The sequence below is a fragment of the Salinivibrio sp. IB643 genome (genome assembly GCF_001996105.1).
Lineage (GTDB): Bacteria > Pseudomonadota > Gammaproteobacteria > Enterobacterales > Vibrionaceae > Salinivibrio > Salinivibrio costicola.
In genome coordinates, this window is sequence record NZ_MUFF01000013.1 from 36,553 (window position 1) to 52,497 (window position 15,945).

Here is a 15,945-nt window from a genome sequence, read left to right on the forward strand (position 1 = left end):
TCGGTGCTCACGCAGTTAAGGAATATTGTGCAAAGCGTTGCAATGTCAGCCGATCTCGATCAGGCGCTGCATACGTTGGTGCAACAAACCTGCTTGGCAATGCGTACCGAGTGCTGCTCTGTCTATCTCGCCAACTTTGAGCAACAAAGCTTTGATCTGATGGCAACGCAGGGGCTCGATCCGTCGGCGCAAGTGTCGATGTCGTTTGGTGACGGGTTGGTTGGCGTGGTCGGTCAACGGGCTGAGCCTTTAAACCTCGCTTATGCACGACGACATCCTGCTTTTAGACCTTTTCCAGCGACAGGAGAAGACGCGTTTCAATCTTTTTTGGGTACGCCCATTATTTATCGCAAAAAGGTGCTGGGCGTATTAGTCGTTCAGCAACACCAACCGCGTCAATTTGATCAAAGTGAAGAGTCGTTTCTTGTCACCTTAGCCGCGCAGTTGGCGGTGGTATTTGCCCATGCGGATGCGCAAGGGGGGTGGCAAGGTACCCGATCGCCTATTTTACTTGAAGGGATGCCGGCGTCACCGGGGATCGGTATTGCTCAAGCTTGGTGCGACGAGTCGCAACCAAGGCTAGAAGACGTTGCTCCGGCAAGCAGTCTCGATGTGTCGCGAGAGCTCGACCGCTTAGACACCGCGATTGATGAGGCCAGTACCGAGTTCCGGCGTTTGCGTAAGCGCTTTGATAAGGAGCTACAAAAAGACGCATTAGCGATTTTTGATCTGTTTGTACATCTGCTCAATGATCCCATGTTGCGAGAAGACATAACGGTCAGGATCCAGCAAGGTGATGAAGCGACGTGGGCCGTGCGACAAACTGTGGAGGCCTTTTCCACGCGCTTTTCCCTGATGGACGATCCTTATCTCAAAGCGCGCGCAGACGATATAAAAGAACTGGGTCAGCGATTACTCTATTTTTTGATGGCCCCGGCTGGCAGTGCTCCAGCAATTTCATCACCGGTTGTGTTACTGGCTCACGAGCTGACAGCCGGTATGCTGGCTTCGATTCCTCGTACCTTACTGGCAGGCGTTGTCGCCGAACAGGGAGCGGCTAATTCTCATGCTGCCATTCTCGCGCGGGCATTGGGGATCCCTGCGATCATGGGGGTCAGCTTTTCTCCCTCACGCTTGCACCACAAAACCGTTATCCTCGATGGACACAAAGGGGTATTAATGATCGAGCCTGCCGAGGCCTTGATCAACGAATACCTGCAATTAGTGCAAGAAGAAGCCAGCTTACAATCGACCTTTGAGACAGCACTGGCCAGCCCGGGACAAACCCAAGACGGCACCCGGGTTGAGGTCCATTTAAATGCCGGTCTTAGTGCCGATAGTCAAATTGCGATTAATCAAGGGGTGGATGGTGTAGGACTTTTTCGCACTGAAGTCCCTTTTTTAATGTTACGCCGGTTCCCCTCTGAAGACGAACAAGTGAAACAGTATCGCGCCATTCTTGCCAGTTACCCTGATAAGCCTGTGGTGATGCGTACGTTGGATATCGGTGGGGATAAGCCGCTTCCTTACCTAAGTGTGGAAGAAGATAATCCTTTTCTGGGGTGGCGCGGTATTCGCTTCAGCTTGGATCATCCGGATATCTTTTTGATCCAAGTCCGTGCCATGTTACGCGCGAGCATAGGTTTAAATAACCTTAAGTTACTACTGCCAATGATCTCTGGCCGCAATGAGTTATTGGAAGCGAAAACCTTGGTCAGCCGCGCGTATCAAGAGGTCAGCCAAGAGGCCGAGAGCACGGGTGAGAGCGTTAATCTCCCTATGCTCGGGATCATGGTCGAAGTCCCCTCTATTTTGTATCAGTTGGATAATATCGCGCGTGATATCGATTTTTTATCGGTAGGGACCAATGACTTGACCCAATATTTACTCGCCGTTGATCGTAATAATGCGCGGGTCGCGGATATTTTTGATGCCCTGCATCCTTCAGTACTCCATGCCTTATCATCCATTGCAACCATGGGTGCGCGCCATCAATTACCGGTAAGTGTCTGCGGTGAGTTGGCCGGCGATCCTGTGGGTGCAGCATTATTAGTGGGATTGGGTTACCAGCAACTGAGTATGAACACTCGGAATGTCGCCAAAATCAAATATCTGTTAAGTCGATTACCGCATGAGGCGCTAGTGGTGCAGGCGAATACTATGCTGACATTAGACGACCCTGATGCGATTCGGGCATCGACCGAAGCCTTTCTGGCTGAACATGGGCTTGATGCGCTAGTCAAAATCGGACAAATGCGATGATCACTGGCCTAACACTGTTGTTGTTTGTGGTCTGCATGCTAGTCGGTGCGTGCGTAGGTACCTTATCAGGGCTGCTTGGCATTGGCGGTGGACTGGTGGTGGTACCCGCTTTAACGTTTCTATTGCCGGTTTTTGGCATTTCACCGACGGTGGTGATGCCCATTGCTCTGGCGACGTCGTTAGCAACGATCGTTTTGACCTCAAGTGCGTCGGCATGGCGGCATTTTCGCTTAGGTAATGTGCATGTCGAGGCGGTCAAAGCGCTTGTTCCTGGCATGCTGTTAGGCGGTAGTCTTGGGGCCGGATTTGCTGACTTGCTGCCTCCTGATTGGCTACCCCGTTTATTTGGTGTGATTGTGCTTGCGATGGCACTGCAAATGTTACTTAATCGCCGCGTCTATCAAGCGCGCCCATTGCCGCATTGGTGGCGGCTTTCTGCGACTGGAACCTTGATTGGGACGCTTTCTAGCTTGGCAGGCATTGGTGGCGGATCCTTTACTGTTCCATATTTACACTGGCGTGGGGTCAGCATGCATCAAGCAATAGGTAGTGCCTCAGCGGGGGGAGCGGTATTAGCGTTCGGTGGCATGATTAGCTTTGTGTGGTTGGGCTGGCGACAGACGGAACCCTTACCGCCACTCAGTGTCGGATACTTGTATTTACCCGCGTTGCTCGGGGTGGTTTCCACGTCTGTGTGGATGACACGGGTAGGCGCGCAGCTTGCGGTGAAGTTACCTACTGAGCAAATAAAACGTATTTTTGCCGTCTTTCTTGTTATTGTCGGCGCTAGCATGTTATTGAAATAAAGGATCAAATTCATGGCTGAAGGTTATTTCACCTTTCCGTCAATCGACCCGATATTAATCGAGTTAGGCCCCATTGCGGTACGCTGGTACGGGTTGATGTATTTGTTAGGGTTTGTGTTTGCTCTTTGGCTGGCAAACCATCGTGCGACAAAACCCAACAGTGGTTGGAACAAAGAAGAAGTCAGCGATCTGCTGTTTGCCGGCTTTCTTGGCGTGGTATTGGGTGGACGCATTGGCTATGTGCTTTTTTACCAATTGGATGCTTTTATCGCCGACCCCTTGTTTTTGTTCAAAGTATGGACAGGAGGCATGTCGTTCCATGGTGGTCTGTTGGGTGTGATCACCGCCATGGCATGGTATGCACGTAAAACGCAGCGCCACTTTTTTACCGTGGCTGACTTTATTGCGCCGTTAGTACCATTCGGCCTTGGCGCTGGCCGGTTGGGCAACTTTATGAACGGTGAGCTATGGGGGCGCGTCACGGATGTGCCTTGGGCAATGGTCTTTCCAACCGGGGGCCCGTGGCCACGCCATCCCTCGCAGCTTTATGAGTTTGCATTAGAAGGCGTCGCGTTATTTGTGATCCTCAATATGTACATTAAAAAGCCACGCCCAATGGGGGCGGTCTCGGGGCTTTTCTTGGCCGGTTACGGCACATTCCGCTTTACCGTGGAGTATTTCCGCGAGCCAGATGCACATCTTGGACTGTTTGGTGATCTGTTAAGCATGGGGCAGCTACTCTCGTTGCCAATGATTGTGGCAGGCGCATTGATGATTCTATGGGCTTACAAGCGCAGGCCTGCACCATGATTAATGTCGCGTAATCAGATATACTGTTTATCACACCAAGGCACCCTATGCGGTGCCTTTTGTTTGTTCGGTCAATGATAGGAAACACTATGAAGCAGTATCAGGCGTTGATGCAGGATATTCTCGATAATGGGACAGATAGGGGAGATCGCACTGGTGTCGGAACGCGATCGATATTTGGACGCCAACTACGGTTCGACCTTGCTGAAGGCTTTCCACTGTTAACGACCAAAAAACTCTATACCCGAGCGATTATCCACGAGCTTTTGTGGTTTCTTAACGGCGAGACTAACATCCAGTACTTACAAGACAACAAGGTACGTATTTGGGATGAATGGGCCACAGAGCAAGGTGATCTCGGTCCCGTTTATGGTGCTCAGTGGCGCTCTTGGGTGTGTCCAGATGGCTCAACCGTGGATCAGATTGCGCAATTGATCGAGCAAATTAAAACTAAACCCAACTCGCGTCGCCATATTATTACTGCGTGGAACCCTGCCGATTTACCGGATGAATCCATCAGCCCGTCAGAGAACGCGGAGCAAGGCAAAATGGCCTTGGCCCCTTGCCATTGTTTGTTTCAGTTCTACGTGACGGATGGCAAGCTATCATGCCAGCTTTATCAGCGTAGTGCAGACTACTTCTTGGGTGTGCCGTTTAATATTGCCAGCTATGCGCTGTTCACCTATATGGTGGCGCAACAGTGCGACCTAGCGGTCGGTGATTTTGTCCATACCTTCGGTGATGTTCACCTTTATCATAACCATCTGACCGATGATATTGTCCATGAACAGCTAAAGCGTGAACCGCGTGCGTTGCCGACATTGTCCATTAAACGCAAGCCTGCCTCTATCTTTGAATATAAAATCGATGACTTTGAGATTGCAGGCTACGATCCGCATCCGACCATTAAAGCGCCGATTGCGGTTTAACACATAGCTGTTTAACGCATTGCTGTTTGATAGGCAGTAACGTTAACGAGACGACTTGGTGTCATCTTGAGCCAATTTTCAATAAAAAAACGCAGCCATCTGGCTGCGTTTTTTTGTGTGCGACCTATATCTCAGGCTTATTGGGATAAGAAGACGAWGCTGCCTGGGATCACAACAAAGACCATGCTGATATAAACGAGGACGGCCATTTTTGATTTGGCGGCCATTTTGCCCAATAAGTCTGCACCTTTGAGCGGTAATTCGCGTAAAAACGGCACCCCAAAGATAAGCGCGGTGGCTAGGATATTAAAGCTAAGGTGTACTAATGCAATTTGCAGCGCAAAGACGGCGAACTCGCCTGTGACGGCTGTGGCGGCAAGTAACGCGGTAATGCAGGTACCAATATTTGCGCCCAACGTAAATGGATAAATATCACGTACCTTTAACACGCCTGAGCCAACCAATGGCACTATCAAGCTGGTGGTCGTTGATGAAGATTGCACCAACACAGTGACGATTGAGCCTGAGAAAATACCGTGCAATGGACCGCGACCGATAGCATTTTTAAGCATGTCTTTTGCCCGACCCACCATCAGTTTTTTCATCACGCGACCCATCACGGTGATGGCAATGACAATGGTGACAATGCCCATGGCAATCATCAAGAAGCCACCAATGTTGCCCGGAAAGATAGCATCCAAGGGCGATTGCACGGCATTAACGACGGGTTTGGTCAATGGCTTAATAAAGTTTAACCCCTTGATACTCACATCGTTCGCTTGTGCCAGTGGCGACACCAACCATCCAGAAATTTTATTCAGTATTCCAAATGCCATTTCGAGTGGGAGAAAAATAGCCACGGCAAAGAGATTAAAGAAATCATGAACAGTGGCACAACTAAAGGCACGACTAAACTCTACTTTACAGCGGGCATGGCCTAAACTGACGATAGTATTAGTCACTGAGGTACCCACGTTGGCTCCCATTACCATGGGAATCGCCGCTTCAACTGGCAAACCACCCGCGACCATGCCGACGATGATTGACGTCACGGTACTTGAAGACTGAATCAGTGCAGTGGCAACAATACCAATCATTAAACCAGCTACGGGATGAGACGCAAACGCAAAGAGCGTCTTCGCTTCGTCGCCTACGGCCCATTTGAAACCGCTTCCTACCATGGCAACGGCCACGAGCAGGAGGTAAAGCATGACGGCAAGTTTGGTCCAACGGAACCAATTTGAGGAGCTCTGAGTTGCCTCTACTGCTGTAGCATGGGGAGTCATAAGATATCTCCGTGACAGTTAGATGTCAGTTTAGTGTCAAAGCAAAATCTGGGGCGATAGTAAAAAGGGAATATTTCAGAAATATGACATAAATACTGCAGTGAGTTGAAAATACGATCTTGGCACGGATATGCCGCAGCAAAAGTGCTGTTATACCCCTGATTCCTAAAGTTATTTGTCCCTAAATACACGGATGGAAAAAACAGAGATAAAAATGTAACAACAAGGTTGAAATCGACATTATGACAGAGAGAAAGCGTTAAGCTATCAATCGGTAAACAGGATATAAAAGCGTTAGACTACGAATAAATCAATGGTAAGTTAGTTTTAATATCGGTTTTCCCGATGTTTACTATCAGAACAAACGATTTTTCTAAAAGTGGTCTGACTGTCTAGACTACTGAAATCCACTTTTATTGTATGGAGTGCTTTAAATGACTGATGTCATTCGTCAGTTTCTGAAAATGGAATCCGCAGGAGGTATTGTGCTGATTGTAGCGGCGGTATTAGCGATGTTCGTAGCGAACTCGGATTTACAGCCTTTATATGACAGCACGCTTCATACCTATGTAGCAGGCTTATCCGTTGGTCATTGGATCAACGATGGCCTGATGGTGATTTTTTTCCTGTTGATTGGTTTGGAAGTCAAACGTGAGTTGGTTCAAGGTGCGCTAAACTCAAAAGACAAAGCCACATTCCCTGCGGTTGCAGCGATCGGAGGTATGCTTGCCCCCGCACTGATTTACTTGGCGTTCAACTGGGGCGACCCACTGGCCGTGTCTGGTTGGGCTATCCCGGCTGCTACGGATATCGCGTTTGCGCTCGGTGTGTTGGCGTTGTTGGGTAATCGTGTCCCGCTTGCGTTAAAAGTATTCTTACTGGCATTGGCGATCATTGATGATCTTGGGGTGATTGTGATCATTGCCCTGTTTTACAGTAGCGATTTATCGCTGGTTGCCCTTGCGTCAGCCTTTATAGCCACTGTGGTACTGGTGGCGATGAATATGCGCAAAGTGACCAGTATTCCTGCGTACGTCGTGGTTGGACTGATTTTATGGTTCAGCGTGTTGCAATCGGGCGTTCATGCGACGCTTGCCGGTGTGGTGCTTGGTTTTGCCATCCCGCTTAAAGGTAAAACGGATGATGCTCCCTCGCCATTGAAAAAAATGGAACATGCGCTGCATCCATACGTATCGTATCTGATTCTGCCTATTTTTGCGTTCGCGAATGCTGGGGTATCGCTTGACGGTGTATCACTGGCTAACTTGACGCAAATGTTGCCGCTGGGTATTGCCTTGGGCTTGCTTCTGGGTAAACCACTTGGGATCTTTACCTTTAGTTGGGCCGCAGTGAAATTAGGTATTGCCAAACTGCCAGCACGCGTGAATTTCACCCATATCTTTGCCGTGTCAGTGCTCTGTGGTATTGGTTTCACCATGTCTATCTTCATCTCATCACTGGCCTTTGTTGGTGTGAATGGCGAGTTCGTCACACTCTCTCGTCTTGGTATCTTGATAGGATCGACGTTAGCGGCCGTGATTGGCTACGTAGTGTTGCACTTTGCACTGCCACCAGCCAGCGCGCTTACAGATGAACAAGGAGACGAGTATGAAGAAGGTAATACTGGCGTTGATTACTAGCCTGGTTACCGTTTCTGGCTCTGCCATGGCGGTAAACCAAAATATGTATTGCAACGGAAAGCAAGACCAAAGCGATGTTTGCCAAGCTTATCGCGCAGGTGTCGCGGCTGGAAAGGCGATGGTGACATCGAACGTCGATAAGGTTGATAGAGAAGAACAGGATAAATCCTCAAGCTTCTCAGAGCGTGCTTTAGAGCATCGAGCGGGTGAGCGGGTAAGAAAGCCGCTTGATAAAGACGATGTGAAAAACTAAAACGCGTATGCCACTTGAAGGCGCCAGAGAGGCAGCGTAAGCTGCTTCGTCTGGCGTTTTTTTATCTATCAGCATGGCTCACCTAAATTACAACCACCTATACTACTTCTGGATGGTCTGCAAGCAAGGCTCAATCACCCAAGGGGCGGATAAGCTTTGTTTAACACCACAAACCGTTACTGGGCAAATTAGGGCTCTGGAACATCGCTTAAATGGCAAGCTCACTAAACGCAATGGGCGCTACGTGGAGCCCACTGAGCTCGGCCAGCTGGTTTTTAAATATGCTGATCGTATGTTTGGTCTGAGCTACGAAATGCTAGATATTGTCAATTACAGCCAGCAAGAGAATATCTTATTCGATGTAGGGGTTGCCGATGCATTATCGAAGCGGCTGATTAGCCAAATTCTCTTGCATGCGATACCTCACGATAACGCTATCCACCTGCGCTGTTTTGAATCCACGCATGAAATGCTGCTTGAGCAACTCGCAGAGCATAAATTAGATATGATCCTTTCAGACTGCCCGATAGATTCGACCCAACAGGCCGGCTTGTTTAGCGTCAAGTTAGGTGAAAGTAGCATGAGCTTATATTCCTCAAATCCTGCAGAAGACCTCGATGTGCCGTTACCTATACGTTTAGCAACACAGAAAGTCTTAATTCCTAGCAAATCAACCGCAATGGGACGTAAGTTAACGCAGTGGTTTGATCAACAAGGCATCGTCCCTAATATTCTGGGAGAATTTGACGATTCCGCCTTAATGAAAGCGTTTGGGATTAGCCATCAAGCGTTATTTATTGCGCCTACGACCTATGCTGAGGAAGTCACCCGTTTGGGCCAAGCGATACAAATTGCTGAGCTAAGTGTGGTAAAAGAGGAATATTTCGTCATCTTTGCGGAACGTATGATTCAGCACCCAGCGGTAAAAAGGATTTGTGAGGCAGATTACAGCCACTTGTTTGTTTAGTTACAAGCTAGCATAAAGATCGTGCTAGACTCGTGCCATTGAGTATTAACTGATGATGGAAGTTGAATGGATTTAGCCCGCATGCAGCAGAATGGGCCTAAGGCAGTCAGCCTGCTAAAAGCCATGGCCAATGAAAAACGCCTTTTTATTCTGTGTTATTTACTACAAGGTGAATTGTCGGTGGGGCAGTTAGTGGAGCGGGTTCCTCTGAGCCAGTCAGCCTTATCGCAGCATCTTGCTTGGTTACGAAAAGATGGTCTGGTGACAACGCGCAAAGAGGCGCAGACGGTATATTATTCGCTAAAAAGTGATGAAGTCGTTGCCGTCATTCAGCTTTTACATGATCTCTACTGCAGCGAAACCGTGAGTTAGCACCTGGGTAAGCAACAAGTGATAAGCAAAAAAAACCGGCCAAGGCCGGTTTTTTTTATCTCTATGCAAAGAGCAATCTTACAGCGCTTTAATTTGTGCTGAGAATGCTGCTTTGTAACGAGCTGCTTTATTCTTGTGGATCAGGCCTTTAGTGGCTGAACGATCAAGAATAGGCTGAACTTGTGCAAAAGCAGCAGTTGCCGCTTCTTTGTCGCCTGCAGCAATTGCTGAAGCAGTTTTCTTCATATAGGTGCGCATCATAGAGCGACGGCTTGCGTTGTGCTGGCGACGCTTTTCAGACTGGATCGCACGCTTCTTAGCAGATTTGATATTCGCCAAGGGTCTAACTCCCAAATCTTTTTGTTCGGTGACATTTCAAGGCGGAGGACTATGCCTCTTTTTGCCTCTATTGTCAATTCATTTGTGCAAAGATCCGCCGCTCCAAGGTAGTATTGGCGCTGCGGGGTTATCACAGTTAATATGGCGGCTGATTCTATCAGCATTTCAGCCCCGACGTCACCTATATTTCGATTTGTTCTCCCTTTCGGCGTATCGCCAGGGGCGAAAAAGTAGAAGCAACGCGCGCATCGGGCACGTGTTTTCAAGAGGTAACCGTGAGTAAGCGACTTTTACGCTCTGGGCTCATCGTGAGCACCATGACATTAGTGTCCCGTGTTTTAGGATTGGTGCGCGATGTTGTCATTGCCAACTTAATGGGCGCGGGTGCGGCCGCCGATGTCTTTTTCTTTGCCAATAAAATCCCTAATTTTTTGCGTCGTCTATTTGCCGAAGGGGCATTTTCACAAGCGTTTGTGCCGGTATTAACCGAATACCAGGCGCTTGATAAAGATGATACCACCCGAGCCCACTCACGTGAGTTGGTGGCCAATGTGGTCGGCACGCTTGGCGGGTTGGTCACTGTTGTGACATTGCTCGGTGTGATCGGTTCGCCCGTTTTAGCCGCGTTGTTTGGTACCGGTTGGTTTGTCGATTGGCTAGACGGCGGGCCTGATGGTGCAAAATTTGAGTTGGCCAGCTTGATGTTGAAAATCACTTTCCCCTATTTGTGGTTTATTACCTTTGTTGCGTTATCGGGGGCTATCCTTAATACGCTGAATAAATTTGCAGTTTCCAGCTTTACGCCGGTGTTTTTAAACGTTGCGATTATTGCTGCGGCGATCGGTCTATCCCCGCATTTGGCACAACCTGAAATAGGCCTTGCGATCGGTGTGTTTGCAGGCGGTGTGATTCAACTTTTGTTCCAACTGCCTTTTTTAGCGCAAGAGGGGATGCTCGTGCGGCCTAAATGGGGATGGCATCATCCCGGCGTTGTCAAAATTCGACAGTTAATGATCCCAGCATTGTTTGGGGTATCCGTCAGTCAGATTAATCTGTTATTCGATACCTTTATTGCTAGCTTCTTAATGACGGGTTCTATCAGTTGGCTGTATTACTCCGATCGTTTATTAGAGTTTCCACTGGGGTTATTTGGCATTGCGATTGCGACGGTGATCTTGCCCGCGTTATCCAAAAAACATGTCGATAAATCGGCGGATCAGTTTGCTGCGACTATGGATTGGGGCGTACGTATGGTTCTGCTACTCGGGATCCCCGCCATGGCCGGATTGATTGTGCTCGCCAAGCCCATGTTGATGGTACTGTTTATGCGGGGTGAATTTGGTGTACCTGACGTGGAGGCGGCCAGTCTTTCTCTGGTGGCTTATGCCTGTGGTTTAGTCAATTTTATGGTGATCAAAGTCCTGGCGCCTGGTTATTATGCTCGCCAAGATACTAAAACACCGGTCAAATATGGTGTCATCGCAATGGTCAGCAATATGGTCTTTAACGCGATCTTTGCCTATTTCTTCAGCTACGTGGGGCTAGCAATGGCCACGGCCTTATCGGCGCTGATTAATGCAGGCCTGTTGTATCAAGGGCTACACCGGCGTCATATTTATCGCCTTTCTCAAGACACAGTGACGTTTATTGTTAAGTTACTGGTGGCTGTTTGTGCCATGGTTATTGGGCTTTATGTTTTAATGCCAAGTTTGTCACAATGGGTGGCTATGCCATTATTCTCTCGCAGCATTAGCTTGGCTGGCTGTATTCTTGGCGGGGGGAGCCTCTATCTGATCACGGCAGTGATGTTGGGTGTGAGATTAGGCGATATCCGCCACCGAGGATGATGGTAAGCGCGGAATATCAATCCAGGGCTGATTGCCAGCGCTGACTAGTATATAATCCGCCAGTTTTTATAGTTCAAATAGTCAGCAGGCGATGGAATTAATTCGAGGCATTCACAATATCCGGGCCAAACACCGAGGCTGTGTACTCACCATCGGTAACTTTGATGGTGTCCACCTTGGGCACCAAGCGGTCTTGCGCCAAGTGGTCGAGAAGGCCAGGGCTCTCGATTTGCCTGCGACTGTCATGCTATTTGAGCCTCAACCGCTCGAATTGTTTCAAGGCGATCAGGCCCCCGCACGTTTATCCCGGCTGCGCGACAAATATACTCAACTGGCTAAGTTAGGCGTGGATAGGCTTTTGTGTGTCAGCTTTACACCAGCATTTGCCGCCATGAGCCCGGATGCCTTTGTTGATCGCTTGTTGGTCAATCAATTGGGTGTTAAGTTTCTGGTAGTGGGTGACGACTTTCGCTTTGGCCTCAAGCGTGCCGGTGACTTCTCTCGATTAGAGCAAGCCGGGAAAGCGCATCACTTTGCGGTGGTGAGTACCGAAAGCTTTTGTGTCAGCGACCGACGGGTGAGCAGCACCGCTATCCGAGATGCGCTTCTCGCGGGCCAGTTAGAGGCGGCAGCCGATATGTTGGGGCGACCCTACAGTATTTGCGGGCGGGTCGCGCATGGGCGAAAGCTTGGACGTACGATCGGCTTTCCTACCGCAAATGTGCTGCTTAAGCGGCGAGTCTCGCCTGTATCGGGTGTGTATGCGGTAACCGTGTCCGGTGCGCGTGCAGGGCAATCTTTGCCGGGCGTTGCCAACGTGGGTAATCGACCGACGGTCAATGGCACCCATCAGCAGTTAGAAGTGCATCTATTCGATCAAACGCTCGATTTATACGGCAAACAATTAGAAGTTAGCCTACTGCACAAATTGCGTGATGAAACCAAATTCGCGTCAGTAGACGCACTAAAAATGCAAATTCAACGAGATGCATCGGCAGCGCGTGCGTGGCTGGCTGATGGCAATAATGTCTAGAGTAACCTCCATACGGAATCAATAATCAATGAGTGACTACAAAGATACCTTAAACCTGCCGGAAACTGCGTTTCCGATGCGAGGTAATCTTGCTAAGCGCGAGCCTGATATGCTCAAGCGTTGGTATGATGAAGATCTTTACGGTGCAATCCGTCAAGCGAAGCACGGCAAAAAAACATTTATTTTGCACGACGGCCCTCCGTACGCGAACGGCAATATTCATATTGGTCACTCTGTTAATAAAATTCTCAAAGACATTATTATTAAATCGAAAACGCTGGCGGACTATGACGCACCGTATGTCCCTGGCTGGGACTGCCATGGTCTACCTATCGAATTGATGGTAGAGAAAAAAGTGGGCAAGCCGGGTCAGAAAATCTCCACCGCCGAGTTCCGTGAAAAATGTCGTGAATACGCGGCCAAGCAAGTGGAAGGTCAAAAAGCCGACTTCAAACGTCTTGGCGTGTTAGGTGAGTGGGATAAACCCTATCTCACCATGGATTTTAAAACTGAGGCCAGCATCATCCGTGCCTTGGGTAAGATTGCGGATAATGGCCACTTGCACAAAGGGTTTAAACCGGTTCACTGGTGTACGGATTGTGGTTCAGCCCTTGCCGAAGCCGAAGTCGAGTATCAAGACAAGACGTCCCCATCGATTGACGTCATGTTCCGTGCGGTCGATGAGCAGGCGCTCGTGAACACCTTTACCCTTGCTGGTGAGCATCAAGGCGAAGGGCCTGTTTCGGCGGTGATCTGGACGACGACGCCTTGGACTCTGCCGGCTAACCGCGCCGTTGCTGTGTCCGCGGATCTGGAATATGTGCTGGTGCAAGTCGAAGGCGAGCAGCCACAGCGCTTAATTCTGGCGGCAGAGTTGGCCAAAGACGTCATGGATCGTGCTGGTATCGAGCACTATCACAACCTTGGTTTTTGTAAAGGTGAAGCGTTAGAGCTGCAACGTGTTCAACACCCATTTTATGATTTTGACGTGCCGGTGATCCTTGGCGATCACGTGACAACTGAGTCGGGTACGGGGGTTGTCCACACTGCGCCTGGACACGGCCAAGAAGACTTCGTGGTGGGGAAAAAATACGACCTAGAAGTGGCCAATCCTGTGGGGAGCAATGGTGTGTATTTACCTGATACACCACTGTTTGCCGGTCAGCATGTGTTTAAAGCCAATGATAATGTCATTGAGACGCTTAAAACGCATGGCGCGCTGCTGCATCATCATGCCTATGAACACAGCTATCCGCACTGCTGGCGCCACAAAACGCCGATTATTTTCCGAGCGACGCCACAGTGGTTTATCGGCATGGATAAAGCCGGTCTGCGAGATAAAGCCTTACAAGAGATCAAAAACGTTGAATGGATCCCTGACTGGGGGCAAAGCCGCATTGAATCCATGGTTGAAGGCCGTCCAGACTGGTGTATTTCTCGTCAGCGTACCTGGGGCGTACCCATTGCCTTGTTCGTTCACAAAGAAACGTCAGAGCTTCACCCCGATACGATTAACCTGATTGAGCAGGTTGCACAGCGGGTAGAGCAATCGGGCATTCAAGCGTGGTGGGATTTGGATCTTAACGAGCTGCTTGGCGATGAAGCAGACCAGTACGAGAAAGTGCTGGATACGCTCGATGTATGGTTTGATTCAGGCGCGACGCACTATGCGGTGGTTAACCAGCGTGACGAGTTCAACGGCCAAGAAGCTGACATGTACCTCGAAGGGTCGGATCAGCACCGTGGTTGGTTCCAATCATCGTTAATGACCTCGGTCGCCATCAAAGAAAAGGCCCCGTATCGAAAAGTGCTGACTCATGGTTTCACCGTTGACGGCAAAGGCCGCAAGATGTCGAAATCTTTGGGGAACACCATCGCGCCGCAAGACGTGATGAACAAGCTGGGTGCCGATATTTTGCGTTTATGGGTGGCATCAACCGATTACACGGGTGAGATCACCGTTTCGGATGAGATCCTAAAACGCAGCGCCGATGCGTATCGTCGTATCCGCAACACCTCGCGTTTCTTGCTGGCGAACCTACATGGCTTTGATCCTAAAACCGACTTGGTTGCCCCAGACGATTTGGTCGCGGTTGATCGTTGGGCGGTGGGACGTGCGTTGGCGGCACAGCAAGAAATTACAGAAGCATTTGAAGCCTGTAATTTCCACCAAGTCACGCAACGCTTGATGCAGTTCTGCTCGATTGAGATGGGCTCTTTTTATCTCGATATTATTAAGGATCGCCAATACACCGCGAAAGCCGGCAGCCATGCGCACCGAAGCTGCCAAACGGCACTGTTCCACATTGTCGAAGCCTTGGTCCGTTGGATGGCTCCTATTATGTCGTTCACGGCGGATGAAATTTGGAATGAAATGCCGGGTGAGCGTAGCAAGTTTGTCTTTACCGATGTCTGGTATGACGGCCTATTTGATCTTGAAGACAGTGCAGCCCTTAACCAGGCGTTCTGGGCGAAATTGTTAAACGTACGCGATGCGGTCAATAAAACGCTTGAACAGGCCCGTAACGAAAAAGTCATTGGTGGCTCACTAGAAGCCGAAGTGACCTTGTATGCGCCCGCCGATTTTGCCGAAAAACTGCGCTTAATGGGCGATGAACTTCGCTTTGTGCTGTTAACGTCAAAAGCAACAGTGGTCGCCGGTGAAGCCCCAATATCTGCGACGAAAACGGATGTTGAAGGCCTTGCTGTTGAGGTGACGGCTTCAAGTGCGGCGAAGTGCGAACGCTGCTGGCATCACGTCGCCGACGTGGGCACCATTGCTGGCCATGAAGAGATCTGTGGCCGTTGTGTGACCAACATTGCAGGAGAAGGCGAAACTCGCCAATTTGCGTGATGCAGACTCTTTCCCTCTCGCAATCAGGATGGCGCTGGCTTTGGCTGGCGCCTCTGGTGTTTGCGCTCGATATTGGTAGTAAGTGGCTGGTGATGCAAACCATGGAATACGGGTTTGCTAACCGCATTGAACTGTTGCCTTTTTTTAATCTTACCTACGTGCATAACCATGGCGCAGCCTTTAGTTTTTTGAGCGATGCTGGAGGCTGGCAGCGTTGGCTATTTAGCGTGATTGCACTAGGAGTCAGTGGATTACTGGCGTATTGGATGCGGACCACCCCAGCAAGCCAACGGCTGATCAATATTGCCTATGCGATGATCATCGGCGGCGCATTGGGTAATTTATTTGATCGGCTTGTTCATGGTTATGTCATCGACTTTTTAGATTTTTACATTGGCACGTCGCATTGGCCGGCGTTTAACTTGGCGGATTCCGCGATTTGTTTGGGGGCGGCGTTGGTGATTCTGGAAAGTTTTCGTCAGGACGCGTCATCGACCAAGCAGGGATAATGCGTATCTATCTGCACACTCCGACTTTCAAAAAGGAT

Annotated in this window: 14 protein-coding genes; 12 read left to right on the forward strand and 2 right to left on the reverse strand. The window is 49.5% G+C overall.

The features are described from left to right. Positions 1-3 precede the first annotated feature (3 nt). From ptsP to BZG77_RS07810, 4 genes are all read left to right on the forward strand, one after another. Positions 4-2,262, forward strand: coding sequence for a phosphoenolpyruvate--protein phosphotransferase (gene ptsP / locus BZG77_RS07795; RefSeq protein ID WP_077646819.1), 2,259 nt, complete (start codon positions 4-6; stop codon positions 2,260-2,262). Then, on the forward strand, positions 2,262-3,068 hold the full coding sequence (locus BZG77_RS07800) for a sulfite exporter TauE/SafE family protein (RefSeq protein WP_108743964.1): 807 nt from the start codon (positions 2,262-2,264) through the stop codon (positions 3,066-3,068). Before ptsP ends, BZG77_RS07800 begins: the two co-directional genes overlap by 1 nt. 12 nt (positions 3,069-3,080) lie before the next feature. Next, complete coding sequence (lgt, locus tag BZG77_RS07805; RefSeq protein ID WP_077646821.1) at positions 3,081-3,878, forward strand: prolipoprotein diacylglyceryl transferase; 798 nt, start codon at positions 3,081-3,083, stop codon at positions 3,876-3,878. An 89-nt stretch (positions 3,879-3,967) separates the two neighbouring features. Beyond that, the gene (locus BZG77_RS07810) at positions 3,968-4,807 is read left to right on the forward strand and encodes a thymidylate synthase (RefSeq protein ID WP_077646822.1); all 840 of its coding nucleotides are present in this window, start codon (positions 3,968-3,970) and stop codon (positions 4,805-4,807) included. 137 nt (positions 4,808-4,944) lie between these two features. Here the strand turns inward: BZG77_RS07810 and BZG77_RS07815 are convergent, their stop codons facing one another. Next, positions 4,945-6,093, reverse strand: a complete 1,149-nt coding sequence (locus BZG77_RS07815; RefSeq protein WP_077646823.1) for a Na/Pi symporter — start codon at positions 6,091-6,093, stop codon at positions 4,945-4,947. A gap of 434 nt (positions 6,094-6,527) precedes the next feature. Between BZG77_RS07815 and nhaA the strand changes: the two genes are divergently transcribed. The 4 genes from nhaA to BZG77_RS07835 all read left to right on the forward strand — a co-directional run bounded on the left by nhaA (position 6,528) and on the right by BZG77_RS07835 (position 9,325). Then, the gene (gene nhaA / locus BZG77_RS07820; protein ID WP_077646824.1) at positions 6,528-7,733 is read left to right on the forward strand and encodes a Na+/H+ antiporter NhaA; all 1,206 of its coding nucleotides are present in this window, start codon (positions 6,528-6,530) and stop codon (positions 7,731-7,733) included. Continuing rightward, positions 7,702-7,986, forward strand: coding sequence for a hypothetical protein (locus tag BZG77_RS07825; RefSeq protein WP_077646825.1), 285 nt, complete (start codon positions 7,702-7,704; stop codon positions 7,984-7,986). Before nhaA ends, BZG77_RS07825 begins: the two co-directional genes overlap by 32 nt. A gap of 73 nt (positions 7,987-8,059) precedes the next feature. Beyond that, positions 8,060-8,953 carry a transcriptional activator NhaR gene (gene nhaR, locus BZG77_RS07830; protein WP_077646826.1) on the forward strand — a complete coding sequence of 298 codons (894 nt, stop codon included), beginning with the start codon at positions 8,060-8,062 and terminating at the stop codon, positions 8,951-8,953. A gap of 66 nt (positions 8,954-9,019) precedes the next feature. Continuing rightward, on the forward strand, positions 9,020-9,325 hold the full coding sequence (locus BZG77_RS07835; protein WP_021023305.1) for an ArsR/SmtB family transcription factor: 306 nt from the start codon (positions 9,020-9,022) through the stop codon (positions 9,323-9,325). A 78-nt stretch (positions 9,326-9,403) separates the two neighbouring features. Here the strand turns inward: BZG77_RS07835 and rpsT are convergent, their stop codons facing one another. Continuing rightward, complete coding sequence (rpsT, locus tag BZG77_RS07840) at positions 9,404-9,664, reverse strand: 30S ribosomal protein S20 (protein ID WP_077646827.1); 261 nt, start codon at positions 9,662-9,664, stop codon at positions 9,404-9,406. A 275-nt stretch (positions 9,665-9,939) separates the two neighbouring features. Between rpsT and murJ the strand changes: the two genes are divergently transcribed. The 4 genes from murJ to lspA all read left to right on the forward strand — a co-directional run bounded on the left by murJ (position 9,940) and on the right by lspA (position 15,907). Continuing rightward, a complete protein-coding gene (murJ, locus tag BZG77_RS07845; protein WP_077646828.1) occupies positions 9,940-11,511 on the forward strand; it encodes a murein biosynthesis integral membrane protein MurJ in 1,572 nt (523 codons plus the stop codon). Between the two features lie 91 nt (positions 11,512-11,602). Continuing rightward, the gene (gene ribF / locus BZG77_RS07850; protein WP_077576776.1) at positions 11,603-12,544 is read left to right on the forward strand and encodes a bifunctional riboflavin kinase/FAD synthetase; all 942 of its coding nucleotides are present in this window, start codon (positions 11,603-11,605) and stop codon (positions 12,542-12,544) included. Positions 12,545-12,572: 28 nt separating this feature from the next. Continuing rightward, positions 12,573-15,398: an isoleucine--tRNA ligase gene (gene ileS / locus BZG77_RS07855; RefSeq protein WP_077646829.1), complete on the forward strand. Its 2,826-nt coding sequence runs from the start codon at positions 12,573-12,575 to the stop codon at positions 15,396-15,398. After that, entirely contained in the window at positions 15,398-15,907 is a 510-nt protein-coding gene (gene lspA / locus BZG77_RS07860; protein WP_021023300.1) for a signal peptidase II, read from the forward strand. The genes ileS and lspA overlap by 1 nt, the downstream gene beginning before the upstream one ends. Positions 15,908-15,945: the final 38 nt, after the last annotated feature.